Raw genomic sequence first — 19,168 nt, forward strand, 5'->3', positions numbered from 1 at the left:
AACGATTTTGACGATAACAGACAGACCGCCAGTCGCCATTATCATGGGTAGCCAGTCCGACTGGGAAACCATGAAGAATGCTGCCGATACGCTGGAGGCGCTGGAAATCGAGTATGACGCGCGTATCATCTCGGCTCATCGCACACCCGACCGACTCGTAACCTTCGCCAAAGGCGCGCGTGCCGAGGGCTTCAAAGTCATTATCGCAGGTGCAGGCGGCGCGGCCCATCTTCCGGGCATGACGGCAGCCATGACGCCGCTGCCGGTCTTCGGTGTGCCGGTCCAGTCCAAGACAATGTCCGGTCAGGACAGCCTGCTTTCCATCGTACAGATGCCGGGCGGCATCCCCGTCGGCACGCTTGCCATCGGCAAGGCCGGCGCGATCAATGCGGCCCTTCTTGCCGCTGCCGTGCTTGCCCTCTCCGACGATGAAATCGCCGACCGCCTCGATGAATGGCGCGAGCGCCAGAGCGCCTCCGTCGCCGAATATCCGATGGACGATCTCTGATGGTGAGAACGATAGGCATTATCGGCGGCGGTCAGCTCGGCCGCATGCTTGCCATGGCCGCGGCCCGGCTGAATTTCCGCACGATCATCCTCGAGCCACAGGCCGACGGCCCCGCCGCTCAACTCGCCAACCGGCAGATTGTCGCCGCCTATGACGATGCGGCAGCCCTCGCCGAACTGGCCGAGCTCTGTGACGTCGTGACCTACGAATTCGAGAACGTGCCGGTTGCAGCTGCCGAAAAGCTGGCAAAGAGCGTGCCTGTCTATCCGCCGGCGAAAGCACTGGAAGCCGCGCAGGACCGTCTCGTCGAAAAACGCTTTATCAATGATTGCGGCATCCCGACCGCACGTTTCCATGCCATCGACAGCCAGGCCGATCTCGAATTGGCACTGAAGGATTTCGGCGGTCAGGGCGTGCTGAAGACCCGTCGTCTCGGTTATGACGGCAAGGGCCAGAAGGTATTTCGTTCCCCGGCCGACAGCTCTGACGGCGCTTACGCAGAGCTCGGCTCGGTGCCGCTCATCCTCGAGAGCTTCGTCGCGTTCGAACGCGAGGTCTCGATCATCGCCGCTCGCGCCACCGATGGCACCGTGCTCTGCTTCGATCCTGCCGAAAACGTCCACCGCAACGGCATCCTTCATACATCGACCATACCGGCGGCAATCTCGGCTGCCACCGCCGACGCGGCGCGCAAGGCTGCCGAACAGATTCTCGCCGCGCTCGATTATGTCGGCGTCATCGGCATCGAGTTCTTCGTGCTGGCCGATGGCAGCCTGATCGTCAACGAGATGGCGCCGCGCGTGCACAATTCCGGCCACTGGACGGAAGCTGCCTGCGTCGTCTCGCAATTCGAGCAGCATATCCGCGCCGTTGCCGGCCTGCCGCTCGGCAATCCCAGGCGGCATTCCGATTGTGTGATGCAGAACCTGATCGGTGATGATATCCTTGCAGTTCCGGACTGGCTGAAGCACGACGACACGCTGGTGCATCTCTACGGCAAGACCGAGTCGCGCCCTGGCCGGAAGATGGGTCATGTGACCACGCTGACGGGTAAAGCATCCGGAGCACTGCCCGGGATATCGCCTGAAAACCACGGAAAATAACCTTCACGTGGTTGACACAAGAAAGAGGCCGGGTTATCTGCTCCCCCACCTAAAGAGCGCGCCCAGCTGGCGCGCTTTTGATTGTTAAAAGACACGGGCGAATGTGAATTCCCCCAGAAACATCGCGGATCAGAAAAATGAAGATCAAGAATTCGCTCAAGTCGCTCAAGGCGCGTCATCGTGACAACCGTCTCGTTCGCCGCAAGGGCCGCATCTACATCATCAACAAGCAGAACCCGCGCTACAAGGCTCGTCAGGGCTGATTGCGCGTATCCGGTTTGCCTGCCCTCAGGCGGGCATATCGGTTGGTCGCTTCGGTGATCACGCCAAATTTGTTTGATCTTCTGCGATGGCGGGCTAATATGTCCGCCATGCGTTTTTTTGCTTTGACCTCAGCGGCGCTGCCGCTTGCCCTCACCCTGTTCGCTCCTGCTCTCCCCGCTATGGCTCAGCAGAAGAACGTTATCGTCGAACAGCCGGCCGATTCCGATTCGTCTCCAAAGCAGCGTCTTGACCGGCTCTATGGGCAGTTGAAGCGTGAGCGCGACCCCGACAAGGCAAGCGGCATCGCCAATCAGATCCGCATGGAATGGAACGATTCCAACAGCGCGACGATCAATCTCCTGATGCAATGGGCCGACAAGGCGATCGAGGAAAAGCGCAATCCGGCAGCGCTCGATTTTTTGGATGAAGCCATCGCCTTGAAACCGGCCTATGCCGAAAGCTGGAACCGGCGTGCAACGCTGAACTTCGTGCTCGGCAACTATCGCAAATCGATGGCCGACATCGAACAAGTGCTGAAGATCGAGCCCCGTCATTTCGGCGCCCTGTCGGGCATGGCGGCTATCCTCGCCACCACGGGCAATGACCAGATTACCCTCAAAGCCTGGGAGCGCGTCCTGGATGTCTACCCCGCCGATCGCACCGCGCAGGAGCAGATCGGCACGCTCTCGGAAAAGCTTGCCGGGAGCCGCACCTGACAAATCCGGCGCGCACTTGACGGCGTAAGAAGACGCACGATCTTAGCTCGATGATATGGTCACTGTGCGGTTGAAGCCATGCTTACCGAAGTCTCTGCCCTTCTCGCTCCCATCGCTGCGGCCATTGGCTATTCCTCCTACAAGGCCCGCCAGTTCGAACATGCCTGCCCCAATATCGGCGAACTGACCGATATTGGCGGCTATCGCATGAATGCCGTACATGTTCCGCGCCCCGACACCGCCGATCTACCGCCCCTGGTCTTCATTCATGGCGCAAGCGGCAACTTGCTGGATCAGACCGGCGCATTCCGCAAACCCCTCGAAGGCCGCGCCGAGATGCTCTTCGTCGATCGCCCCGGTCATGGCTATTCGGAACGCGGCGGGCCGGAAAATGCCCTGCCTTCAGGTCAGGCCGACGCCATCGCCAGCCTTATGGAAAAGCGAAGTGTCAAAAGAGCTGTTGTCATCGGCCATTCCTTCGGCGGCGCGATTGCCGCGGCGTTCGGCGTCCGGCACCCGGACAAGACGGCAGGTCTCCTGTTCCTGGCACCGGCCACCCATCCTTGGCCCGGCGGCATCGACTGGTATTATCACGTCGCCACTGCACCGATCATCGGCTGGCTGTTCAATCATGCGGTCGTCGTGCCTCTCGGCCTGCGGCGGCTGGAGCGCGGCACGGTGAACGTCTTCCGTCCCAATCCCCGGCCTGCCGACTACATAGCCAGAACCGGCCCGTCGCTGGTGCTGCGGCCACGCGCCTTTTACAACAATGCCGTCGACTTCAAACGGCTCCACGAATATCTGACGGCCAACGCGCAGCACTATTCCGAGATCGCCGCGCCGACGGTCATCATCACCGGCGACAAGGACGAGATCGTCTGGGAGCACCTGCATTCGCGGGGACTGGCGCGGGACATCAGGGGATCCGAACTCATCACGGTCAAAGGCGTCGGCCACAAGCCGGATTACCTTGCGACCGACGTCGCCATTGCCGCTTTGGAGAAGATTGCCGGCAGGCCGCGCGACCTTGCGGCATTCGCCCGCAAGGCGGAGGAGCGGATGGCCGGCTCTTCCATCGATCAAACCGTCGGAACGGTGCCGCCGTCGATCGTATATTCCGCACCATGAATGGAAGCGGCGCGGGGCGAGGCCAGGAAGGCAACGAGCTCCGCCACCTCTTCCGGGCGACCCGGCCGGCCGATCGATATGCCGCCGAGTGAATCCATCAGCAGTTTGCGACCGCCATCCTCGTCGGTGCCGGCCTCCTCGGCGATACGCCGGATCAGCGCCGTGGCGGCCGTGGTTTCGATGAAGCCAGGTGCTATGGCATTCACCCGAACGCCCTTCGGGCCAACCTCTTTCGACAATCCCTTGCTGTAATTCGACAATCCGGCCTTGGCCGCCGCGTAAGCGAGCGTCGCTTCATACAGGGGCAATCGTCTCTGGATCGAGGAGATATGAATGATGACGCCGTGGCCGCGCTCGATCATGCCGGGCAGAAATACCCGGTCGAGGCGTACCGGCGCCATCAGATTGGCATTCACGTCTGCCTGCCAGTGCTCATCCGTCAACGCGGCAAAACCGCCACTTGGTGCCGATGAACCACCGACATTGTTGACGAGAATATCGAGACCGTCGAAGGCCTCAAGCACCCTCGACGCGACTGCGTTCACGCCTTCCGCCGTGCTGATATCGGCCTGAACGAAGAGCGTCGGCACTTGACCCTCGGGGAGCGGCGAGCGTGCAGTCGTCGCGACCTTCGCGCCGCCTGCGGAAAGTCGCCGCACAATCGCTTCGCCCATGCCCTTCGTACCGCCGGTAACAAGAACACGCTTGCCGCTGAACTCGGTCGGGTCGAACGATAAAGCCGGTGCGACCATCATGGGTTGATCTCCAGATGCGTGATGGCGTCGCCGGAAAGCGTGAAGTGATAATATAGGGTGACAGGGCTGCCCGGAAAATTGCCGGCGACCAGCGCAGCTACAACCGGTTTATCAGCGTCGCCGGAAATCTCCCTGGGATCGACCGTCACACCATATTTGCGCGTCGTCTCCTCCATCCATTCGCGGATTTCGATATGACCGCGCCTGTCCTCGCCCTCATCGTGCACGATGGCATCTGCTGCAAAGCAGGCAAGCATGCTCTCGACATCCTTCTGATTCTTGGCGGCGTAATAGGCGGCCATCGGTTTCGGAAGCTCTATACTCATTCGGAAACTCCTGTTCGGTTGCTCCGCGAAAAGAATGGGCATAGGCTTACCAGATGACAAGAACCTACAAAAAAGTCAGGTACTTACCTGAAAGTAAGGTACTGCGATGACACCTTATTCCGCCGCAACCGGCGTCGAGAACGTATTGAAGATTCTGGAAGGGCGCTGGAAGCTCATCATTCTTTTCCACCTATTCGGCGGCAAGGTGCTGCGCTTTTCCGATCTCGAACGGGCCATACCTGCCATCTCGCAGAAGATGCTGATCCAACAACTTCGCCAGATGGAAAATGACGGCATCGTGCTGCGCATTGTCCATCATCAGGTGCCGCCCAAGGTGGAGTATCGCCTGACTGACTGGGGCCAGGCCCTTTGCCCTGCTTTGGACGCCCTTTTGAAATGGGCGGCCTTGAAGGACAAGGACCTGACCGGCATGGTCTTCATTCCTGAAGAAAGCCTCTGACTTCAACATTGCCGGCTGCAGCCGCGACGCCATATCTTTCCCATCGCCGTCCTTCGAGGGGAAATTCATGGACCGCCATCACAGACAATACATCGCCATTCTCGCCACCATCTCGCTTTGCCTCGCGCCATTGCCGGCCTTTGCCGCTTCGCCCGCGCCCGTCGAGGCTGAACATGGCATGGTCGTGACTGCCCAGCATCTGGCAACCGATGTCGGCGTCGACGTGCTCAAAAGCGGCGGCAATGCTGTCGATGCCGCGGTCGCGGTCGGTTATGCGCTTGCTGTCGTCTATCCGACGGCCGGCAATCTCGGTGGCGGCGGGTTCATGACGATCCGCCTGAAGGACGGACGCACGACCTTCCTCGATTTCCGCGAACGCGCACCACTCGCCGCTACCAAGACCATGTATCTCGATGCCAAGGGCGATATCGTTCCCCGCGCCAGCCTCGACGGCTATCTCGCCATCGGCACACCGGGTTCTGTCATGGGCTTCGAGACCGCACGCGAGAAATACGGCACGAAGCCCCGCGAGGAACTGATCGCGCCAGCCCTAAAATATGCGAAAGACGGCTTCGCGCTGGAACAGGGTGATACGGCAAGCTTTGCCGGCGGCGCCAAGCGGCTCGCCAAGGATGAAGAGGCCGCAAAAATATTCCTGAAGCCCGGCGGCAGCCCCTACTCACCCGGTGAAAAACTGGTGCAGCCGGACCTTGCCGCCGTCCTGCAGTCGATCTCCGAAAAAGGCAGCGACGCCTTCTATAGGGGCGCACCGGCCGATGCGATCGTCAAGGCGAGCCAGGCCAAGGGCGGCATCCTCGCCAAGGAAGATTTCGAGCAGTACAAGGTGCGGGAACTGAAGCCGATCGAATGCAATTACCGCGGCTATGACATCATTTCCTCGCCGCCGCCCTCCTCCGGCGGCGTCATCATCTGCGAGATCCTGAACGTCCTCGAAGGCTATCCGCTCTCTTATCTTGGCTATGGATCGGCCGAAGCCGTGCATATCATGGTCGAGGCCATGCGCTATGCCTATGTTGACCGCAACGCCGCGCTCGGCGATCCTGACTTCATCGACAATCCCGTCTCCAAGCTGCTGGACAAGAGCTACGCCAAGGAAATCCGCTCCAAAATCAATCCTTACAAGGCGGGTACTTCGGCCAATCTGAAGCCGCTCGGCGGCAAGGAAAGCACGGAGACGACGCATTATTCTGTTGTCGATGACGAGGGCAATGCCGTCGCCGTGACCTATACGCTGAACGGCTCCTTCGGCGCCGGCGTGGTCGCTCCCGGCACCGGGGTGCTGCTCAACAACGAGATGGACGACTTCACCTCCAAGCCCGGCGTCCCGAACCTCTATGGCCTTGTGCAGGGCGAGGCCAATGCCATCGCACCGAAGAAGACGCCGCTTTCTTCCATGAGCCCGACGATCGTCACCAAGGATGGCAAGCCCTTCATGGTGATCGGCAGCCCCGGCGGCTCGCGCATCATCACCATCACGCTGGAAGCGATCCTCAACGTTGTCGATTTCGGCATGGACATCAGTCAGGCGGTCAACGCCCCGCGCATCCATCACCAATGGCAGCCGGACACCGTCTACCTGGAGCCCTTTGCGCTCTCTCCGGATACCGAAAAGGCGCTTGCGGAGATGGGTTACAAGCTCGATGGCGGCAATGGTGCTCCGGTCTGGGGACAGGCCGCCGGCATTCTCGTTGGCGGCAAGAGCCTCGCGGCAATCGAGAAGGGCGGCGGCGCTCGCTATAATGGCGCAATGGACAACCGCGCGACCGAAGGCTCAGCCAACGGCTATTGAACAGCCGCCTCAGCGGATCCTGACCCGAACGAAATCGCCGTCGATCTCGACGCGCGGCATGGCACCCGGCACGCTCGGCTGCATGGCATCGACCCAGGAAGCCTTTGCCGTCACCTTGTAGTCCACAGGTACACTGTCTCCGAACCCGAGATAGGCGTCCAGTGCACGAGCGCGGATCGTTACGTTCTCGTCCGCTTCGACTCTGTCGAAATCAAGGGAAGCCCTGACCGCATCGGCGCGGATATCGACACTTCCGGCATGTCCATCGAGGGTGATATCTGCTGCCTTTCCGGCGATGACAAGGTCGGAGAAATGGCCATTGAGCTTGGCCGAGAAAGCATTCTGGTCGATCCTGAGGGCTGCACCCGCCGGCACGTTGGCATTGACCTCGATCATGCAATCGGACGGATCCAGCCAGGACGATGCGGCGATGTCGATATGCAATATCGTTCCTTCGACCCTCATATCGCTGTTGTCGCGGCAATCGGCAAAGTACCAGCTCGAATACCAGGATGAGAACCAGCCCTTCCGTCGCCCGCTGAGTGACGCGCCATAGGGCTGGTCACTTCGCGTGGTGATGTTGATCGAGCTTGCATCACCGCTGATGGCAACCGCCCGCACACCGGAAAGATCGGGAATTGCAGCCGTCGATACCTTGTCCGGCAGAGCGGAAACGGAGGCAGCCAGAAACACCGGCATCACAAGAAGAATGATCATCGAAATCCGTCCATGAATGAAGCCCTCCCGTCGAGGACACTTTCAGGATGGATTTTCTGGCATCATTTCGAGACCTCGATCACGATCCGGGTCGACCGCGAACGCAATCGGGTTCATTCTGAGGCCGATTGCTCCTATCCGGATATTACCGATGATCTTCGTTCCCCTACCCTTCGTCGTGGCTCTGCTGCTTGCCATCCTGCTGATCCGCATGCTGCGGCAGGGGGACGGATTGTTCGCCGAAAAGCGGCCTTTCCTGCTGCTGATCGGGTTCTACATCCTCCAATCCGTGATCATCGGCATCCGCTGGGGTTACGACATAATCGAGATCATGCCGTTGCAGTCGATGATGGCGACATTGATCGCGGCCCTCGCCTGGGTTTGCTTCAAGGGGCTCGCCATGGAAGAGCAGCCCACCCTTGCCAGTTTTTGGCCGCATCTTCTGCCGACGGCCGCAATCGCTATCTTCATCGCCCTCTATCCCGAACCGATCAGCCTTGCCATCATCCTGATCTTTCTCGGCTACGGCGCCGCCCTGCTCTGGCTTGCCCGACATGGCCCGGATGCGCTGGTATCCTCCCGCCTCGATGGCGCCGTGCTCTCCTACCGTTCGCTGCAGATCACCGGCTTTGCCCTCATCGCCTCAGCCATCACCGATGTCATCATCAGCTTCGACTTCACCAAGACCGGCGGCATCCATGCCGGCGCCATCGTCGCACTCGGCAACGTTATCGCGCTGCTGATCCTCGGCACCGCCGCTTCGGTGGCAAGCGGCGGCAGCAGTGTCGAAGCGACATCCGCCGAGCCGCCTCCACCGCCACCGGCAACGGAAGAAGACGGGGCCGTCGCCGATGCCCTCGATACGCTGATGCGCGTCCGTCAGCTCTATCGCGATCCCGATCTCAATCTGACCCGTATCGCCCGCAAGATGAACTTGCCCGCCCGGCGCGTCTCCACGGCCGTCAACCGCATCCACGGCATGAGCGTCTCGCAATATGTGAACGACTTCCGCATTCGCGCCGCCTGCGAGCAACTCATCGGCACCGATCATCCGATAACGCAGGTGATGTTCGACTCCGGCTTCATCAGCAAGTCCAACTTCAACCGCGAATTCGCGCGCATGAATGGCGAAAGCCCGTCCCAGTTCAGAAAACGGCGCGTCCCGCGGGAATCGGGTGGCGCGGCGTCCAATGTCATATTCATGTCACCGTGACAAAGTCGCCGTTCACAAGCAAAGATGCGCGCTCTATGCATGAGCGGCATTCAGCAAAAAGAGATTCCCATGGCTTCCATTGAAATGATCGTTGCCGCCCGGGCTCGCCTGCGCGGTCATGCGCGGCGCACGCCGCTTCTCTCCTCCCCCTTCCTCGATGAAATCGCCGGCCGGCGGCTGTTCGTGAAGGCCGAATGCCTGCAGCATTCCGGCTCCTTCAAGTTCCGCGGCGGCTGGTCCGCCGTCTCGGGCATCGATCCCGAACTGCGCAAGAAGGGCGTCATCGCCTTCTCCTCCGGCAATCATGCTCAGGGTGTGGCACTTGCCGCACGCATGCACGGTATCCCCAGCGTCATCATCATGCCGAGCGATGCGCCGAAGCTGAAGATTGCCAATACACGCGCCTTCGGCGCCGAAGTGGTGCTCTATGACCGCGCCAACGAAGACCGCGACGAGATCGGTGCGAGACTTTCGGCCGAACGCGGGCTGACGCTCATCAAGCCTTTCGACGAACCGCTGGTCATTGCCGGCCAGGGCACGACCGGGCTGGAAATCGCAGAACAAGCGGAGGAGGAAGGCGTCAGGAACGCTGAAGTCCTCGTTCCCTGCGGCGGCGGCGGCCTGAGTTCGGGCATCGCCCTGGCATTGGAAGCAAGTGCGCCGGGCTTCCGCGTCCGTCCCTGCGAACCAGAAAACTTCGACGACACCACGCGGTCGCTTGCATCGGGCAAGATCGAGCGCAACGCCACCTTGAGCGGGTCAATCTGCGACGCGATCATTACGCCACAGCCGGGCAATATCACCTTCCCGATCCTCAAGCGTCTGGCCGGACAGGGTGTCGTCGTGACCGACGATGAGGCATTGCGCGCCGTGGCCCTCGCCTTCACCCGCCTCAAGATCGTCGTCGAGCCGGGCGGGGCCGTTGCCCTTGCCGCAGCACTTTTCCATGGCGATCAACTGGATAGCGATACGACGATCGTTGTCACGTCAGGCGGCAATATCGACGCCGACGTCTTCACCACAGCGCTGGAACGCTTCGGCTAAGAGCCGATAATCGCCCGAAGACCCCGATCGCGATCGGTAACGACCTCAATCGTGATCGGGGTCTCGCTTACCTCGGAAATAGCGAAACCTCGTCTTGCCGTCATGTGGCGGTCTTCGTTCCGAGGTTTCCATGAGACATCTTCTCTCCCTGCTGCTGTCGGCCTGCATCCTCGCCACCAACACCCCGGCCCATGCGGCCGACACAATTGGCCTGTCCTTCCTCTCGGTCGCCGTGCCGGAACGCGGCGGTGTCATGGACGTCACGCTCTGGTATCCGGCGACGGCGGGCGGAACGCCTATCCTCATCGGCGACAGCCCGCTTTTCAAAGGCGAGGCAGCCCAGCACGACGCACCTCCCGCTGCGGGCAGTCACCCCTTGATCCTGTTTTCCCATGGCGGTCTGAAATCCGGACCGTTCATCGGCGCCTGGATGGCGTCGCGCCTCGCATCCAAAGGCTTCGTGGTGGCGATGATGCGCCAACCAGATCCGGAGACGATGACGAGCGAGGAGAGCCTCCACGAAATATGGCTGCGGCCTGCCGATCTCTCGGCGGCGCTGACGGCGATCGAGAAGAACGGCTCACTGCCTGTCCAGATAGACCGTAGCCGCGTCGGCGTGCTGGGCTTCCTTGTCGGCGGAACGTCTGCACTCTCCCTCGCAGGCGGTCGCCTCGATCCGGAAAGCTTCGCACGCTCCTGCGACAGCGACGGCACGGGCGTCGACTGCGCCGAATTCGCCGGCGCCGGCATTGATCTTCATTCCATCGATCCGCAAAATATCGCTCGCTCTCATCTCGATCAGCGGGTGAAGGCAGCTGTCATCGTTGATCCTGAATTCGGCGCGAATTTTGCACCCGACAGCCTCAAGCGCATATCGATCCCGGTGCGGCTCATCAATCTCGGCACACCGGCGAAGATCTGGCCTGGGCTGCGCGCATCGGGCCTGAAGAGCGCTATACCTGGCGCGCACTTCGATCTCGTCACCGATGCTTCGCAATACAGCGCCTTCAGCGAATGCAAGCCGTCGGGCGCCCCCATCCTTCGGGAAGAAGGCGAAGAGCCTCTCTGTGACGATCCCGAGAGAACGAGCCGGACGGTCATCCACGATCGCCTCGCAGAGAATGTCGCAGCGGCCTTCCGCGCGGATCTCCCCCAATAGAAAACATCGTCCGCAGCGACCTGCCGCGGACGATGTCGTTCCCGATCGATCGTCTTCAGGCGATCTTGTAGCGCGGAGCCGGAGCCGAACGCGACAGGTTCGGCATCAGCGCCTGGCGGGCCTGTTCATAGGCAGCAAGCAAGCCGGCATCTTCGAGCGCCGGGATCGTAGCAAATTCACCCTCGGCAAGACCTGCCAGCGAAGCATCGACCATGTTTTCCGCCGACATGACGATCTCGCCCGGCAGATGTTCAACCGGCGTGCCGGCGATGCCCCAGAATTCCGTGGCCGTAGCGCCCGGCAATACGGCCTGGACACGGATATTCTTGTCGGCAAGCTCATGCTTCAGCGACTGGCTGAAGGCCAGCACGAAGGCTTTCGTGCCACCATAGACACCGTTCAGGACCTCGGGCGCGATCGCCACGATCGAGGCGATGTTGATGATCGTCCCACCACCACGGGCAACGAGGCCTGGCGCGGCGGCATAGGTCAGCCGCGTCAGGGCGGTCACGTTGAGTTCGATCATCTCCTGCATCTTGTCGATGTCGGAGTTGAGCAACGGTGCGGTGCCGCCGAAGCCGGCATTGTTGACCAGCAGGGTGATGCTCTGATCTTCCTTCAGGACCTTCTCGACCTTCGCGAGATCATCCTTCTTGCCGAGATCGGCGGAAATCGTTTCGACCGTGCGGCCCGTTTCATCGGTCAGCCGGCTTGCCAGCGCCTTCAGCCGCTCAGTGTTGCGGGCGACGAGGATGAGGTTATAGCCCTGCTGTGCCAGCCGGTGCGCGTAAACAGCGCCGATGCCCGACGATGCGCCCGTAACCAACGCCGTACCCTTATGTTCATGTGCCATGATCGTTTCTCCGTCTCATGCGCCGGCCCGATTGCTTGCGCTTGAGGAGAGTTTTAGGCTCAATTGCGGATGACCCAAATGTCATATATACCACTTTTTAGGACATCCTCTTTTCAGGACATGATGACCATGCAGCAAATCGCTTTCCTGCTCTTTCCCGGCTTTCAGATCATGAGCCTTGCCGCAGTCTCGGCCTTCGAATTCGCCAATATCGAACTCGGCGAGAAGGCCTATGACATCCATTATCTCTCCGAGACCGGCGGCCCGATCGCCAATTCGCTCGGCATGGTCATGGAGACGGAGGCTTTTGGCGATCCCGGCTTCGATACGCTGATTGTCGCTGGCGCGCCTGATATCAAACTGCCTAACAAGGCTGAGGCGGATTTCATTCGCGCCGCACTTCCCGCCACCCGCCGCCTCGCCTCGATCTGCACCGGCGCCTTCCTGCTTGCCGATGCCGGCATTCTCGACGGCCGGCGTGCCACGACCCATTGGTATCTCGCCCGCGAGCTGCAGAATCGTTACCCCGAGATTCGGATGGAAGAAGACCGCATCTACATCATCGATGGTTCCGTCTGGACCTCGGCGGGCATGACGGCGGGTGTCGATCTGGCGCTCGCAATGGTCGAGAAGGATCATGGCCTGGAGATCGCCCGCGCCGTTGCCCGCAAGCTCGTCGTCTACCATCGCCGCGCCGGCGGTCAGTCGCAGTTTTCCGCCCTTTTGGAGCTGGAGCCGAAATCCGACCGTATCCAGAAGGCACTCGCCCATGCGCGCAGCAATCTGAAATCCACGCTCTCGGTGGAGGAACTGGCCGAGGCCGCGCATCTGAGCCCCCGTCAATTCAGCCGTGCCTTCCGCGCCGAAACGGGCCAATCACCGGCAAAAGCGGTCGAGAACCTGCGGCTGGAGGCGGCCCGCCTGATGATGGAACAAGGCCGCCATCCGATCGATACCGTCGCCCGCGAAACCGGCTTTGCCGATCGCGAGCGCATGCGTCGCGCCTTCCTGCGCGCCTTCGGCCAGCCGCCCCAGGCGATCCGCCGGGCAGCACAGCAAGAACTGCAGGCGTGATGTAATCGGCAAAATTGGATGTATCCTCTCCAGCCGCGACGAGGGTGGAGGAGGTGGCGGAGGTTAAATGCGTTTTTCCAAGAGTCGCCGTAAGCGTCGCTACACCAGCTCCATAAGTACCGGAATAAGTGGCTTCCGGCAGGTTTGCCCAAATAACCTCCGCCACCTCCTCCACCCAATTTAAATCAATATATATATCAACATGTTAAGCCGGAGGAGGCAACCTCCGCCGAACCTCCTCCATTAAAGGTGAACCTCCGCCACCAAGCCCCCGTTTGAGCACAAAATGGCGCCCTCTTCTTGTATCAGAGCATCTTGCGGCGGAGGTTCCCTGAAGTGGAGGAGGTTCCGATACGAAGCAACCTCCTCCACTCCTGTCGTGCCGCGCAAAGCTACGCAGCGTTTTACGACACGCCTCAACCTTGCTGGAGCGCCCTGCGGATGACGATTTCGACAGGCGAATAGGCGCCGTCCTCACGCACAAGCTTCAGCGGCTCCGCTGGCGAAAGACCGGGTTGGGCCATGAAGCGCGGCTCCTTGCCGCGATGCATCTGCGCCGCATGGATGAGGAACGGATGGCACAGATAAACCGTGCCCGCCTGCCCCGTCGCCAGAGCAAGCGGTCTGTCCTCGCCGACATGCTCCAGCCACAGATGCGCCATGCCCGCTTCGCCGGCCGGCTCCAGCATCCTTGCTACATCCTTATGCGATCCCACCCGGATCCGCGTCGGCGCGTCTTCTTCGCCGACATCCGAGAACAGGAACAGCATCAGGAGTGCCCGCCCGCGCGAGGTGATGTTCACCCGCCAGGCGGAAAAATCCCGCTGCTCATTCGGGTTGCCTTCATCTCCCGGAAAGCTCAGATCCACATGCCAGCCGGCATCACCCGGATCATCAGGATGCGGAAAACGAACCGGGAAACTGCCGAGGCCGTTGCGCGGCTCCCAGCGCCCCTTGCCGACGAGCTGATCGAAAGCCGAATGCAGCACAGGCGTGTTGACCGCTGTCTCGAACGGGCCGCCGCCATAGCCGGCAAGCCGGACGACCGGCTGCACCCAGCTTTTAGGATCCTCGGGGTCGAAGGGAATATCCCGCCACATGATGGCGCGGGCTTTCGCGGCCACGTCGCGGGGAAAAGCATCATCGATCCGCACGAAGCCGTCTTCGATGAACTGCTCGATCTGCTCGGCGCTGAGCGCCGGCGGGTAACCAGTAGATGTCATGAAATATCTCTCTATCGCCAAACCCTGCCGGCATTGTCCATTGGCCGGATGCGGGGTGGTTACAATCCAAGGCAACGCGCCAGCCAATCGGCTGGTGAAGCGGCCGCATCTTCCTTTGCCCGAAGGCAGAGCCTTAGAGGCTCAAGAAGAAGACCGTAGCGATGTTGAGAGCGATCATTTTCATAGTCACGAAAGGCTATCGGCTTCAGCAGGAAGCGTCAACACTTCACCCGACCCTTCGCAATCCTCTCTCATGATCGGACGGCATGGAAACATCCCTCACCGCTTCATGCACCGACTGTAGCACCAGCTCAGCCAGCCGCGCCGTTGCGGCATCGGGCTCGGCCTCTGCCCGATGCAAGACCAGCCCGAGTTTCGGCAATTCCGGCAGGCCCGCTTCGCCCGGTGCCAGCATCCGCACCTTGGCAGGCAGTCCGATCGGCGTACGCACGGTGATACCCAGTCCCGCCGCGGTCGCAGCCCAGAGACCGCCGAGGCTCGGACTGACGAAAGAGAGCCGCCAGGAAATGCCGGCTTCGTCCAGCACCTTCGTCGCGGCATTCCTGAGCAGGCAGGGCGCTTCGAGCGAAGCAAGCGGCATCGGCTCGCCACTTGCCCTCGTCCATGCCTGCAGGTCATTTGCCGGGCCGATCCAGCGCATCGGCACATCGGCGATATGCTCACAATGCGCGGTCAAGGTGCCGACGCTCCAGGCAAGCGCGAGATCGAGCTTGCCTGTCGTCACGCGTTCCAGAAGCTCGGCATTGCGCACCACGCGCGCTTCGATGCGCACCTTCGGGTGTGCCCGCGCGAAGCGTCCGAGCACCTCGGGAAGCAGGTTCTCGCCAAAGTCCTCCTGCAGGCCGAGCCGCACCCAGCCTTCCAGCTCGACACGCTGAACTGCCGCCACCGCCTCGTCATTCAGTTCCAGTAGCCGCCGGGCATAGGCAAGCATCGTCTCGCCGGCCTCCGTCAGCGCCAGCCCGCGTCCCGACTTGCGAAAGATCGGCGTGCCGGCCTGCTCCTCCAGCTTCTTGAGCTGCGCACTGACGGCGGATGTCGATCGTCCCAGCCGATCCGCCGCCCTGGCGAAATTGCCGAGATCCATGCCCGTCGCAAAGGTCCTCAGCACATCCAGATCGAAGGTAATCCGCCTCATCCAATGATCCCAATTTTCAGGATTATAAGTCCATAAAATTCTGATTTTCTGCATTATCGTGACGTGAGATGCTTTCTCTGTCAAGACACACAACAAGGAGGCTTCCAATGCCGTTCGCTCGCATCTCCCTTCTGAAAGGCAAGTCGCCGGATTATCTGCACGCCCTTTCGGACAGCATCCACAAGGCCATGGTCGAGACCTTCAATGTGCCGCCGGCCGACCGCTTCCAGATCATCCACCAGCACGAACCGGGCGAACTGATCTTCGATCGCAACTACCTCGCGGGTCCGCGCTCGGATGATTTCGTGCTGATTTCGATCACCACCGGCAAGCCGCGCACGACCGAGATGCGCAAGGCTCTCTTCCGCCGGGCAGTCGAACTGCTGCAGCAATCGCCCGGCCTGCGCCCGCAAGACGTGATGATCGTCATCTCGACCAGCGAACCGGACGAATGGTCCTTCGGCGACGGGCTGGCGCAGATGGCCGAATCTGGCTGGGAAGCGCGCGCATCAGGAGTTCCGGTATGAACGAGGCCAATCCCAAGACGATGACGATCCGCCGTCCCGGCAATGCCGTCCGTGCACCCGAGGGCATTTCGAATGCGCCCTTCTGGGTCGAAATGCTGCTCGACAGCCAGATCGATGGCGAAAACACTGCCATGCGCGCAACACTGGATCCTGCCACCGTCACGCATTGGCACACGCATCCGCGCGGCCAGCTTCTCTATGTTCTCTCCGGCGTCGGCTTTGTGCAGCGGGAGGGAAAAGCAATCGAGGAAGTCAGAACCGGCGACGCCATATGGTTTGCAGCCGGTGAGCTTCACTGGCATGGAGCGACACCCGACAGCCCCTTCAGCTACCTCAGTATCCAGGGCTTCGAGAAGGGCCGCTTCGTCGATTGGTCTGACAGAGCGGAACCTCAATCATGATGGCGATGCAATATTCCTTCACCCTGCCTGCCGACTACGATATGGAGATCATCGACCGCCGCATCCGCGACAAGGGTCCGGCGATGGACGGCTTCCAGCATCTCGGCTTCAAGGCCTTTCTGAGCGCCCGCCGCGGTGAATTCGGCAGTCCGGAAAATCTCTATGCGCCCTTTTATCTCTGGGATCAGCCGGAAGGCGCCAGTGATTTCATCTGCGGTCCCGGCTTTGCCGCGCTGACAGATGCCTTCGGCCGGCCGCGCATCCGCCACTGGATCGTTTGGCATGCGCATGTCCTGTCTGACCTTAGTCGCGCCCGTTTCGCCGATAGCGAATATCTCGCCATCGAAGCGAATGCCTGTCTGCCCGATCTCCGACAGCAGGAGATTGATCTGGCAAAGCAGGCAGCCCAGGGCAAACATATACTCGCCTGCATTACCGCCTTTGACCCGCGTGACTGGACGACAGTCCGTTTTGGCCTCTACGCGGAAGCACCGTCCGCGTCAGGCACCAACCAGATCTATCGCGTCGGTCACCTCTCTCGCGGCTAAGAGCAGCAAAGGCAGAATCGAAAAACAAAAAGCGCCCCTCTTTCAAGGAGCGCTTTGTATTCTCAGGCCTGTAAACGATCAGATGCCGCTCTGGCCGTCGGAGCCGATATAGGCAATGCGCAGCATGTTGGTCGCGCCAGGCGTGCCGAGCGGCACACCGGCAGAGATGATGATGCGATCACCCGGCTTGCCGAAACCTTCTGCCGCAACGATGCGGCAGGCGCGGTTGACCATGTCGTCGAGGTCGGTCGCATCATGCGTGACGACGCAATGCATGCCCCAGACGACGGACAGACGGCGCGCCGTCTTGATGATTGGCGACAGAGCGATGATCGGCACCTGCGGACGCTCGCGCGAGGCGCGCAGGCCGGTCGTGCCGGAAGAGGTATAACAGACGATAGCAGACAGCTTCAGCGTCTCGGCGATCTGGCGGGCGGCCAGCGAGATGGCGTCCGCACCGGTCGCTTCCGGTTGGGCGCGCTGCGCGTAAATGATGCCCGGATAGTGCGGATCCTTCTCCACCGTGCTGGCAATCGAGGCCATCATCGAGACGGCTTCGACCGGATAGGCGCCGGAAGCCGATTCTGCCGACAGCATGATTGCATCGGCGCCTTCGAAGACGGCGATCGAAACGTCCGAAACTTCGGCGCGCGTCGGAACCGGCGAGGAGATCATCGATTCCAGCATCTGCGTGGCGACGATGACCGGCTTGCCCGAACGGCGGCAGGACCGGATAAGCTGCTTCTGGATGCCCGGAACGGCCTCGAGCGGCATTTCGACGCCGAGGTCGCCGCGAGCGACCATCAGCGCGTCGGAAAGCTCGATGATTTCTTCGATACGCTCAAGAGCCTGCGGCTTCTCGATCTTCGACATGATGCCGACGCGGCCGCGGGCGATCTTGCGCACTTCGGCGAGGTCATCAGGGCGCTGGACGAAGGAAAGTGCCACCCAGTCGACATCGTCGGTCGCGAGAACGGCATCGAGGTCGACACGGTCCTTGTCGGTCAGCGCGCCCACGCCAAGCAGCGTGTCAGGCAGGCTGACGCCCTTGCGATCGGAAATGCTGGTACCGGCGACGACGGTCGTAACAATGCTCTTGCCGTCGCACTTTTCGGCGCGCAGCGCCAGCTTGCCGTCGTCGATCAGCAGGCGGTGGCCAGGCTGAACGGCTTCGAGAATTTCAGGATGCGGCAGGAACACGCGGGTGTTGTCGCCGGGGGTATCGTTGTTGTCGAGCGTGAATGTCTGGCCGGGCTTCAGCTCCACCTTCACATCGGCAAACTTGCCAACGCGAAGCTTCGGACCCTGCAGGTCGGCCAGAATGCCGATCGGCCGGCCCGAACGGGCTTCGACGGCACGGATGCGCTGTACAAGCGTGCGCATCACGTCATGGCTCGCATGGCTCATGTTGATGCGGAAGATATCCGCACCCGCCTGATGCAGCTTCTCGATCATCGATTCCTCGGAGGAGGCGGGGCCGAGGGTGGCGAGGATTTTAACTTTGCGGTTACGCTTCATCAATTCTGGCTTTCTTGCGTCCCTGGGGTGTCGGAGAGTTGAACCATCCAGCTTCCCTGGCGGCCCGTATCGTATTCCTTGAAACCCATTTTCTGATAACCGCGGGCATAGCAGTCCTGCACACCCGAGATCTTGAATTCATTTTCCGCTACGCACATCTGCACATCACCCGTCCATCGGCCTCCGCGGGCGGCGTCTTCTGCATAGAGGTAATAATAACGCGACTGCAGTTCTCCCTCGATCAACGTGGCGCAGGTCGTTGCCGGTACCTGCCACCATCCCTCCGTGATCCAGCCGTCTTTCGCGCGGTATCCGATCGCAACGCCAACCAGATTTTGCGTACCGTTGCATACACGGAAATCCGCGCGCGCGGCATCAGCGATGAAGAACGGCGAGACGGCTGCAAGAGCGAACAATGCGAGACGGACCAGCGGTCCGGACCGCGTGAGGAAACTTGGCGCGGCTTGGATCAACACGGCTCCCAAATAGCTCCACGGTTATTCGTTATCCGTGTCTTCTTGCGCCGCCGTCAAGCGAAAGTCAACGCAATGCTAATCGATTATATTTCCTTTCATAACCGCCCGTTGGGCGCATTTTGCCGCGCCAGCCCGCCTATCGCGCTTGAACCGACCGAAGGCGCATGCGATCACTGCCCGAAGACG

General features: G+C 61.0%; 22 protein-coding genes. 14 read left to right on the forward strand and 8 right to left on the reverse strand.

The genetic code is table 11. The features are described 5' to 3' along the window. The first annotated feature begins 13 nt into the window (after positions 1–13). The 5 genes from purE (at position 14) to AC1DNW_RS00735 (ending at position 3,719) form a co-directional block, all read left to right on the forward strand. A complete protein-coding gene (gene purE / locus AC1DNW_RS00715; protein ID WP_113296137.1) occupies positions 14–508 on the forward strand; it encodes a 5-(carboxyamino)imidazole ribonucleotide mutase in 495 nt (164 codons plus the stop codon). Further along, positions 505–1,611: a 5-(carboxyamino)imidazole ribonucleotide synthase gene (locus AC1DNW_RS00720; protein WP_113310401.1), complete on the forward strand. Its 1,107-nt coding sequence runs from the start codon at positions 505–507 to the stop codon at positions 1,609–1,611. Before purE ends, AC1DNW_RS00720 begins: the two co-directional genes overlap by 4 nt. Before the next feature lie 137 nt (positions 1,612–1,748). Beyond that, positions 1,749–1,874 carry a type B 50S ribosomal protein L36 gene (gene ykgO, locus AC1DNW_RS00725; protein ID WP_007826467.1) on the forward strand — a complete coding sequence of 42 codons (126 nt, stop codon included), beginning with the start codon at positions 1,749–1,751 and terminating at the stop codon, positions 1,872–1,874. 99 nt (positions 1,875–1,973) lie between these two features. Continuing rightward, positions 1,974–2,591 (forward strand): histidine phosphatase family protein, encoded by a 618-nt coding sequence (locus tag AC1DNW_RS00730; protein WP_113310286.1) that lies wholly within the window; start codon positions 1,974–1,976, stop codon positions 2,589–2,591. A gap of 78 nt (positions 2,592–2,669) precedes the next feature. Then, positions 2,670–3,719, forward strand: a complete 1,050-nt coding sequence (locus AC1DNW_RS00735; RefSeq protein ID WP_113310287.1) for an alpha/beta fold hydrolase — start codon at positions 2,670–2,672, stop codon at positions 3,717–3,719. Here the strand turns inward: AC1DNW_RS00735 and AC1DNW_RS00740 are convergent. Next, positions 3,671–4,474, reverse strand: a complete 804-nt coding sequence (locus tag AC1DNW_RS00740; RefSeq protein WP_113310288.1) for an SDR family oxidoreductase — start codon at positions 4,472–4,474, stop codon at positions 3,671–3,673. The two genes, AC1DNW_RS00735 and AC1DNW_RS00740, sit on opposite strands and share 49 nt — an antisense overlap. Continuing rightward, positions 4,471–4,800, reverse strand: coding sequence for a nuclear transport factor 2 family protein (locus AC1DNW_RS00745; RefSeq protein ID WP_113310289.1), 330 nt, complete (start codon positions 4,798–4,800; stop codon positions 4,471–4,473). The genes AC1DNW_RS00740 and AC1DNW_RS00745 overlap by 4 nt, the downstream gene beginning before the upstream one ends. A gap of 106 nt (positions 4,801–4,906) precedes the next feature. Here AC1DNW_RS00745 and AC1DNW_RS00750 point away from each other — a divergent pair, with 106 nt between their 5' ends. Continuing rightward, a complete protein-coding gene (locus tag AC1DNW_RS00750) occupies positions 4,907–5,260 on the forward strand; it encodes a winged helix-turn-helix transcriptional regulator (RefSeq protein WP_113296096.1) in 354 nt (117 codons plus the stop codon). Positions 5,261–5,327: 67 nt separating this feature from the next. Beyond that, positions 5,328–7,070, forward strand: coding sequence for a gamma-glutamyltransferase (gene ggt, locus AC1DNW_RS00755; protein ID WP_113296095.1), 1,743 nt, complete (start codon positions 5,328–5,330; stop codon positions 7,068–7,070). A 9-nt stretch (positions 7,071–7,079) separates the two neighbouring features. Here the strand turns inward: ggt and AC1DNW_RS00760 are convergent, their stop codons facing one another. Then, entirely contained in the window at positions 7,080–7,787 is a 708-nt protein-coding gene (locus AC1DNW_RS00760) for a hypothetical protein (protein WP_113310290.1), read from the reverse strand. Between the two features lie 151 nt (positions 7,788–7,938). On the opposite strand from AC1DNW_RS00760, the gene AC1DNW_RS00765 reads away from it, so the two are divergent. The 3 genes from AC1DNW_RS00765 (at position 7,939) to AC1DNW_RS00775 (ending at position 11,203) form a co-directional block, all read left to right on the forward strand. After that, positions 7,939–9,000, forward strand: a complete 1,062-nt coding sequence (locus AC1DNW_RS00765; protein WP_113310291.1) for a helix-turn-helix domain-containing protein — start codon at positions 7,939–7,941, stop codon at positions 8,998–9,000. Positions 9,001–9,069: 69 nt separating this feature from the next. Then, positions 9,070–10,044, forward strand: a complete 975-nt coding sequence (locus AC1DNW_RS00770) for a threonine ammonia-lyase (RefSeq protein WP_113310292.1) — start codon at positions 9,070–9,072, stop codon at positions 10,042–10,044. A gap of 130 nt (positions 10,045–10,174) precedes the next feature. After that, a complete protein-coding gene (locus AC1DNW_RS00775) occupies positions 10,175–11,203 on the forward strand; it encodes an alpha/beta hydrolase family protein (RefSeq protein WP_477851746.1) in 1,029 nt (342 codons plus the stop codon). Positions 11,204–11,258: 55 nt separating this feature from the next. Here AC1DNW_RS00775 and AC1DNW_RS00780 read toward each other — a convergent pair whose 3' ends face one another. After that, complete coding sequence (locus AC1DNW_RS00780) at positions 11,259–12,056, reverse strand: SDR family NAD(P)-dependent oxidoreductase (protein ID WP_113310294.1); 798 nt, start codon at positions 12,054–12,056, stop codon at positions 11,259–11,261. Positions 12,057–12,185: 129 nt separating this feature from the next. Between AC1DNW_RS00780 and AC1DNW_RS00785 the strand changes: the two genes are divergently transcribed. Beyond that, a complete protein-coding gene (locus AC1DNW_RS00785) occupies positions 12,186–13,130 on the forward strand; it encodes a GlxA family transcriptional regulator (RefSeq protein ID WP_113310402.1) in 945 nt (314 codons plus the stop codon). A gap of 416 nt (positions 13,131–13,546) precedes the next feature. Here the strand turns inward: AC1DNW_RS00785 and AC1DNW_RS00790 are convergent, their stop codons facing one another. Then, positions 13,547–14,353: a phytanoyl-CoA dioxygenase family protein gene (locus tag AC1DNW_RS00790; RefSeq protein WP_113310295.1), complete on the reverse strand. Its 807-nt coding sequence runs from the start codon at positions 14,351–14,353 to the stop codon at positions 13,547–13,549. A 226-nt stretch (positions 14,354–14,579) separates the two neighbouring features. Further along, positions 14,580–15,512 (reverse strand): LysR substrate-binding domain-containing protein, encoded by a 933-nt coding sequence (locus AC1DNW_RS00795; RefSeq protein ID WP_113310296.1) that lies wholly within the window; start codon positions 15,510–15,512, stop codon positions 14,580–14,582. A 107-nt stretch (positions 15,513–15,619) separates the two neighbouring features. On the opposite strand from AC1DNW_RS00795, the gene AC1DNW_RS00800 reads away from it, so the two are divergent. From AC1DNW_RS00800 to AC1DNW_RS00810, 3 genes are read left to right on the forward strand one after another with little or no spacing between them, the layout of a single operon-like run. Then, positions 15,620–16,039: a tautomerase family protein gene (locus AC1DNW_RS00800; RefSeq protein WP_113310297.1), complete on the forward strand. Its 420-nt coding sequence runs from the start codon at positions 15,620–15,622 to the stop codon at positions 16,037–16,039. After that, positions 16,036–16,440, forward strand: coding sequence for a cupin domain-containing protein (locus AC1DNW_RS00805; protein WP_113310298.1), 405 nt, complete (start codon positions 16,036–16,038; stop codon positions 16,438–16,440). The genes AC1DNW_RS00800 and AC1DNW_RS00805 overlap by 4 nt, the downstream gene beginning before the upstream one ends. Next, entirely contained in the window at positions 16,437–16,988 is a 552-nt protein-coding gene (locus AC1DNW_RS00810; RefSeq protein WP_113310299.1) for a DUF4865 family protein, read from the forward strand. Before AC1DNW_RS00805 ends, AC1DNW_RS00810 begins: the two co-directional genes overlap by 4 nt. Before the next feature lie 78 nt (positions 16,989–17,066). Here AC1DNW_RS00810 and pyk read toward each other — a convergent pair whose 3' ends face one another. Together pyk and AC1DNW_RS00820 are read right to left on the reverse strand one after the other, a co-directional pair. Continuing rightward, positions 17,067–18,506 carry a pyruvate kinase gene (gene pyk / locus AC1DNW_RS00815; RefSeq protein WP_113310300.1) on the reverse strand — a complete coding sequence of 480 codons (1,440 nt, stop codon included), beginning with the start codon at positions 18,504–18,506 and terminating at the stop codon, positions 17,067–17,069. Continuing rightward, on the reverse strand, positions 18,506–18,979 hold the full coding sequence (locus AC1DNW_RS00820; protein WP_477832646.1) for a DUF1036 domain-containing protein: 474 nt from the start codon (positions 18,977–18,979) through the stop codon (positions 18,506–18,508). Before AC1DNW_RS00820 ends, pyk begins: the two co-directional genes overlap by 1 nt. Positions 18,980–19,168: the final 189 nt, after the last annotated feature.

The sequence above is a fragment of the Rhizobium sp. 05L429 genome, assembly GCF_056397645.1.

Bases quoted from the DNA above. Each gene is read 5' to 3' on its own strand.
- ykgO (WP_007826467.1), top strand. From the start codon at position 1,749: ATGAAGATCAAGAATTCGCTCAAGTCGCTCAAGGCGCGTCATCGTGAC.
- AC1DNW_RS00730 (WP_113310286.1), top strand. From the start codon at position 1,974: ATGTCCGCCATGCGTTTTTTTGCTTTGACCTCAGCGGCGCTGCCGCTT.
- AC1DNW_RS00735 (WP_113310287.1), top strand. From the start codon at position 2,670: ATGCTTACCGAAGTCTCTGCCCTTCTCGCTCCCATCGCTGCGGCCATT.
- AC1DNW_RS00740 (WP_113310288.1), bottom strand. From the start codon at position 4,474: ATGATGGTCGCACCGGCTTTATCGTTCGACCCGACCGAGTTCAGCGGC.
- AC1DNW_RS00745 (WP_113310289.1), bottom strand. From the start codon at position 4,800: ATGAGTATAGAGCTTCCGAAACCGATGGCCGCCTATTACGCCGCCAAG.
- AC1DNW_RS00750 (WP_113296096.1), top strand. From the start codon at position 4,907: ATGACACCTTATTCCGCCGCAACCGGCGTCGAGAACGTATTGAAGATT.
- ggt (WP_113296095.1), top strand. From the start codon at position 5,328: ATGGACCGCCATCACAGACAATACATCGCCATTCTCGCCACCATCTCG.
- AC1DNW_RS00760 (WP_113310290.1), bottom strand. From the start codon at position 7,787: ATGATCATTCTTCTTGTGATGCCGGTGTTTCTGGCTGCCTCCGTTTCC.
- AC1DNW_RS00765 (WP_113310291.1), top strand. From the start codon at position 7,939: ATGATCTTCGTTCCCCTACCCTTCGTCGTGGCTCTGCTGCTTGCCATC.
- AC1DNW_RS00770 (WP_113310292.1), top strand. From the start codon at position 9,070: ATGGCTTCCATTGAAATGATCGTTGCCGCCCGGGCTCGCCTGCGCGGT.
- AC1DNW_RS00775 (WP_477851746.1), top strand. From the start codon at position 10,175: ATGAGACATCTTCTCTCCCTGCTGCTGTCGGCCTGCATCCTCGCCACC.
- AC1DNW_RS00780 (WP_113310294.1), bottom strand. From the start codon at position 12,056: ATGGCACATGAACATAAGGGTACGGCGTTGGTTACGGGCGCATCGTCG.
- AC1DNW_RS00785 (WP_113310402.1), top strand. From the start codon at position 12,186: ATGCAGCAAATCGCTTTCCTGCTCTTTCCCGGCTTTCAGATCATGAGC.
- AC1DNW_RS00790 (WP_113310295.1), bottom strand. From the start codon at position 14,353: ATGACATCTACTGGTTACCCGCCGGCGCTCAGCGCCGAGCAGATCGAG.
- AC1DNW_RS00795 (WP_113310296.1), bottom strand. From the start codon at position 15,512: ATGAGGCGGATTACCTTCGATCTGGATGTGCTGAGGACCTTTGCGACG.
- AC1DNW_RS00800 (WP_113310297.1), top strand. From the start codon at position 15,620: ATGCCGTTCGCTCGCATCTCCCTTCTGAAAGGCAAGTCGCCGGATTAT.
- AC1DNW_RS00805 (WP_113310298.1), top strand. From the start codon at position 16,036: ATGAACGAGGCCAATCCCAAGACGATGACGATCCGCCGTCCCGGCAAT.
- AC1DNW_RS00810 (WP_113310299.1), top strand. From the start codon at position 16,437: ATGATGGCGATGCAATATTCCTTCACCCTGCCTGCCGACTACGATATG.
- pyk (WP_113310300.1), bottom strand. From the start codon at position 18,506: ATGAAGCGTAACCGCAAAGTTAAAATCCTCGCCACCCTCGGCCCCGCC.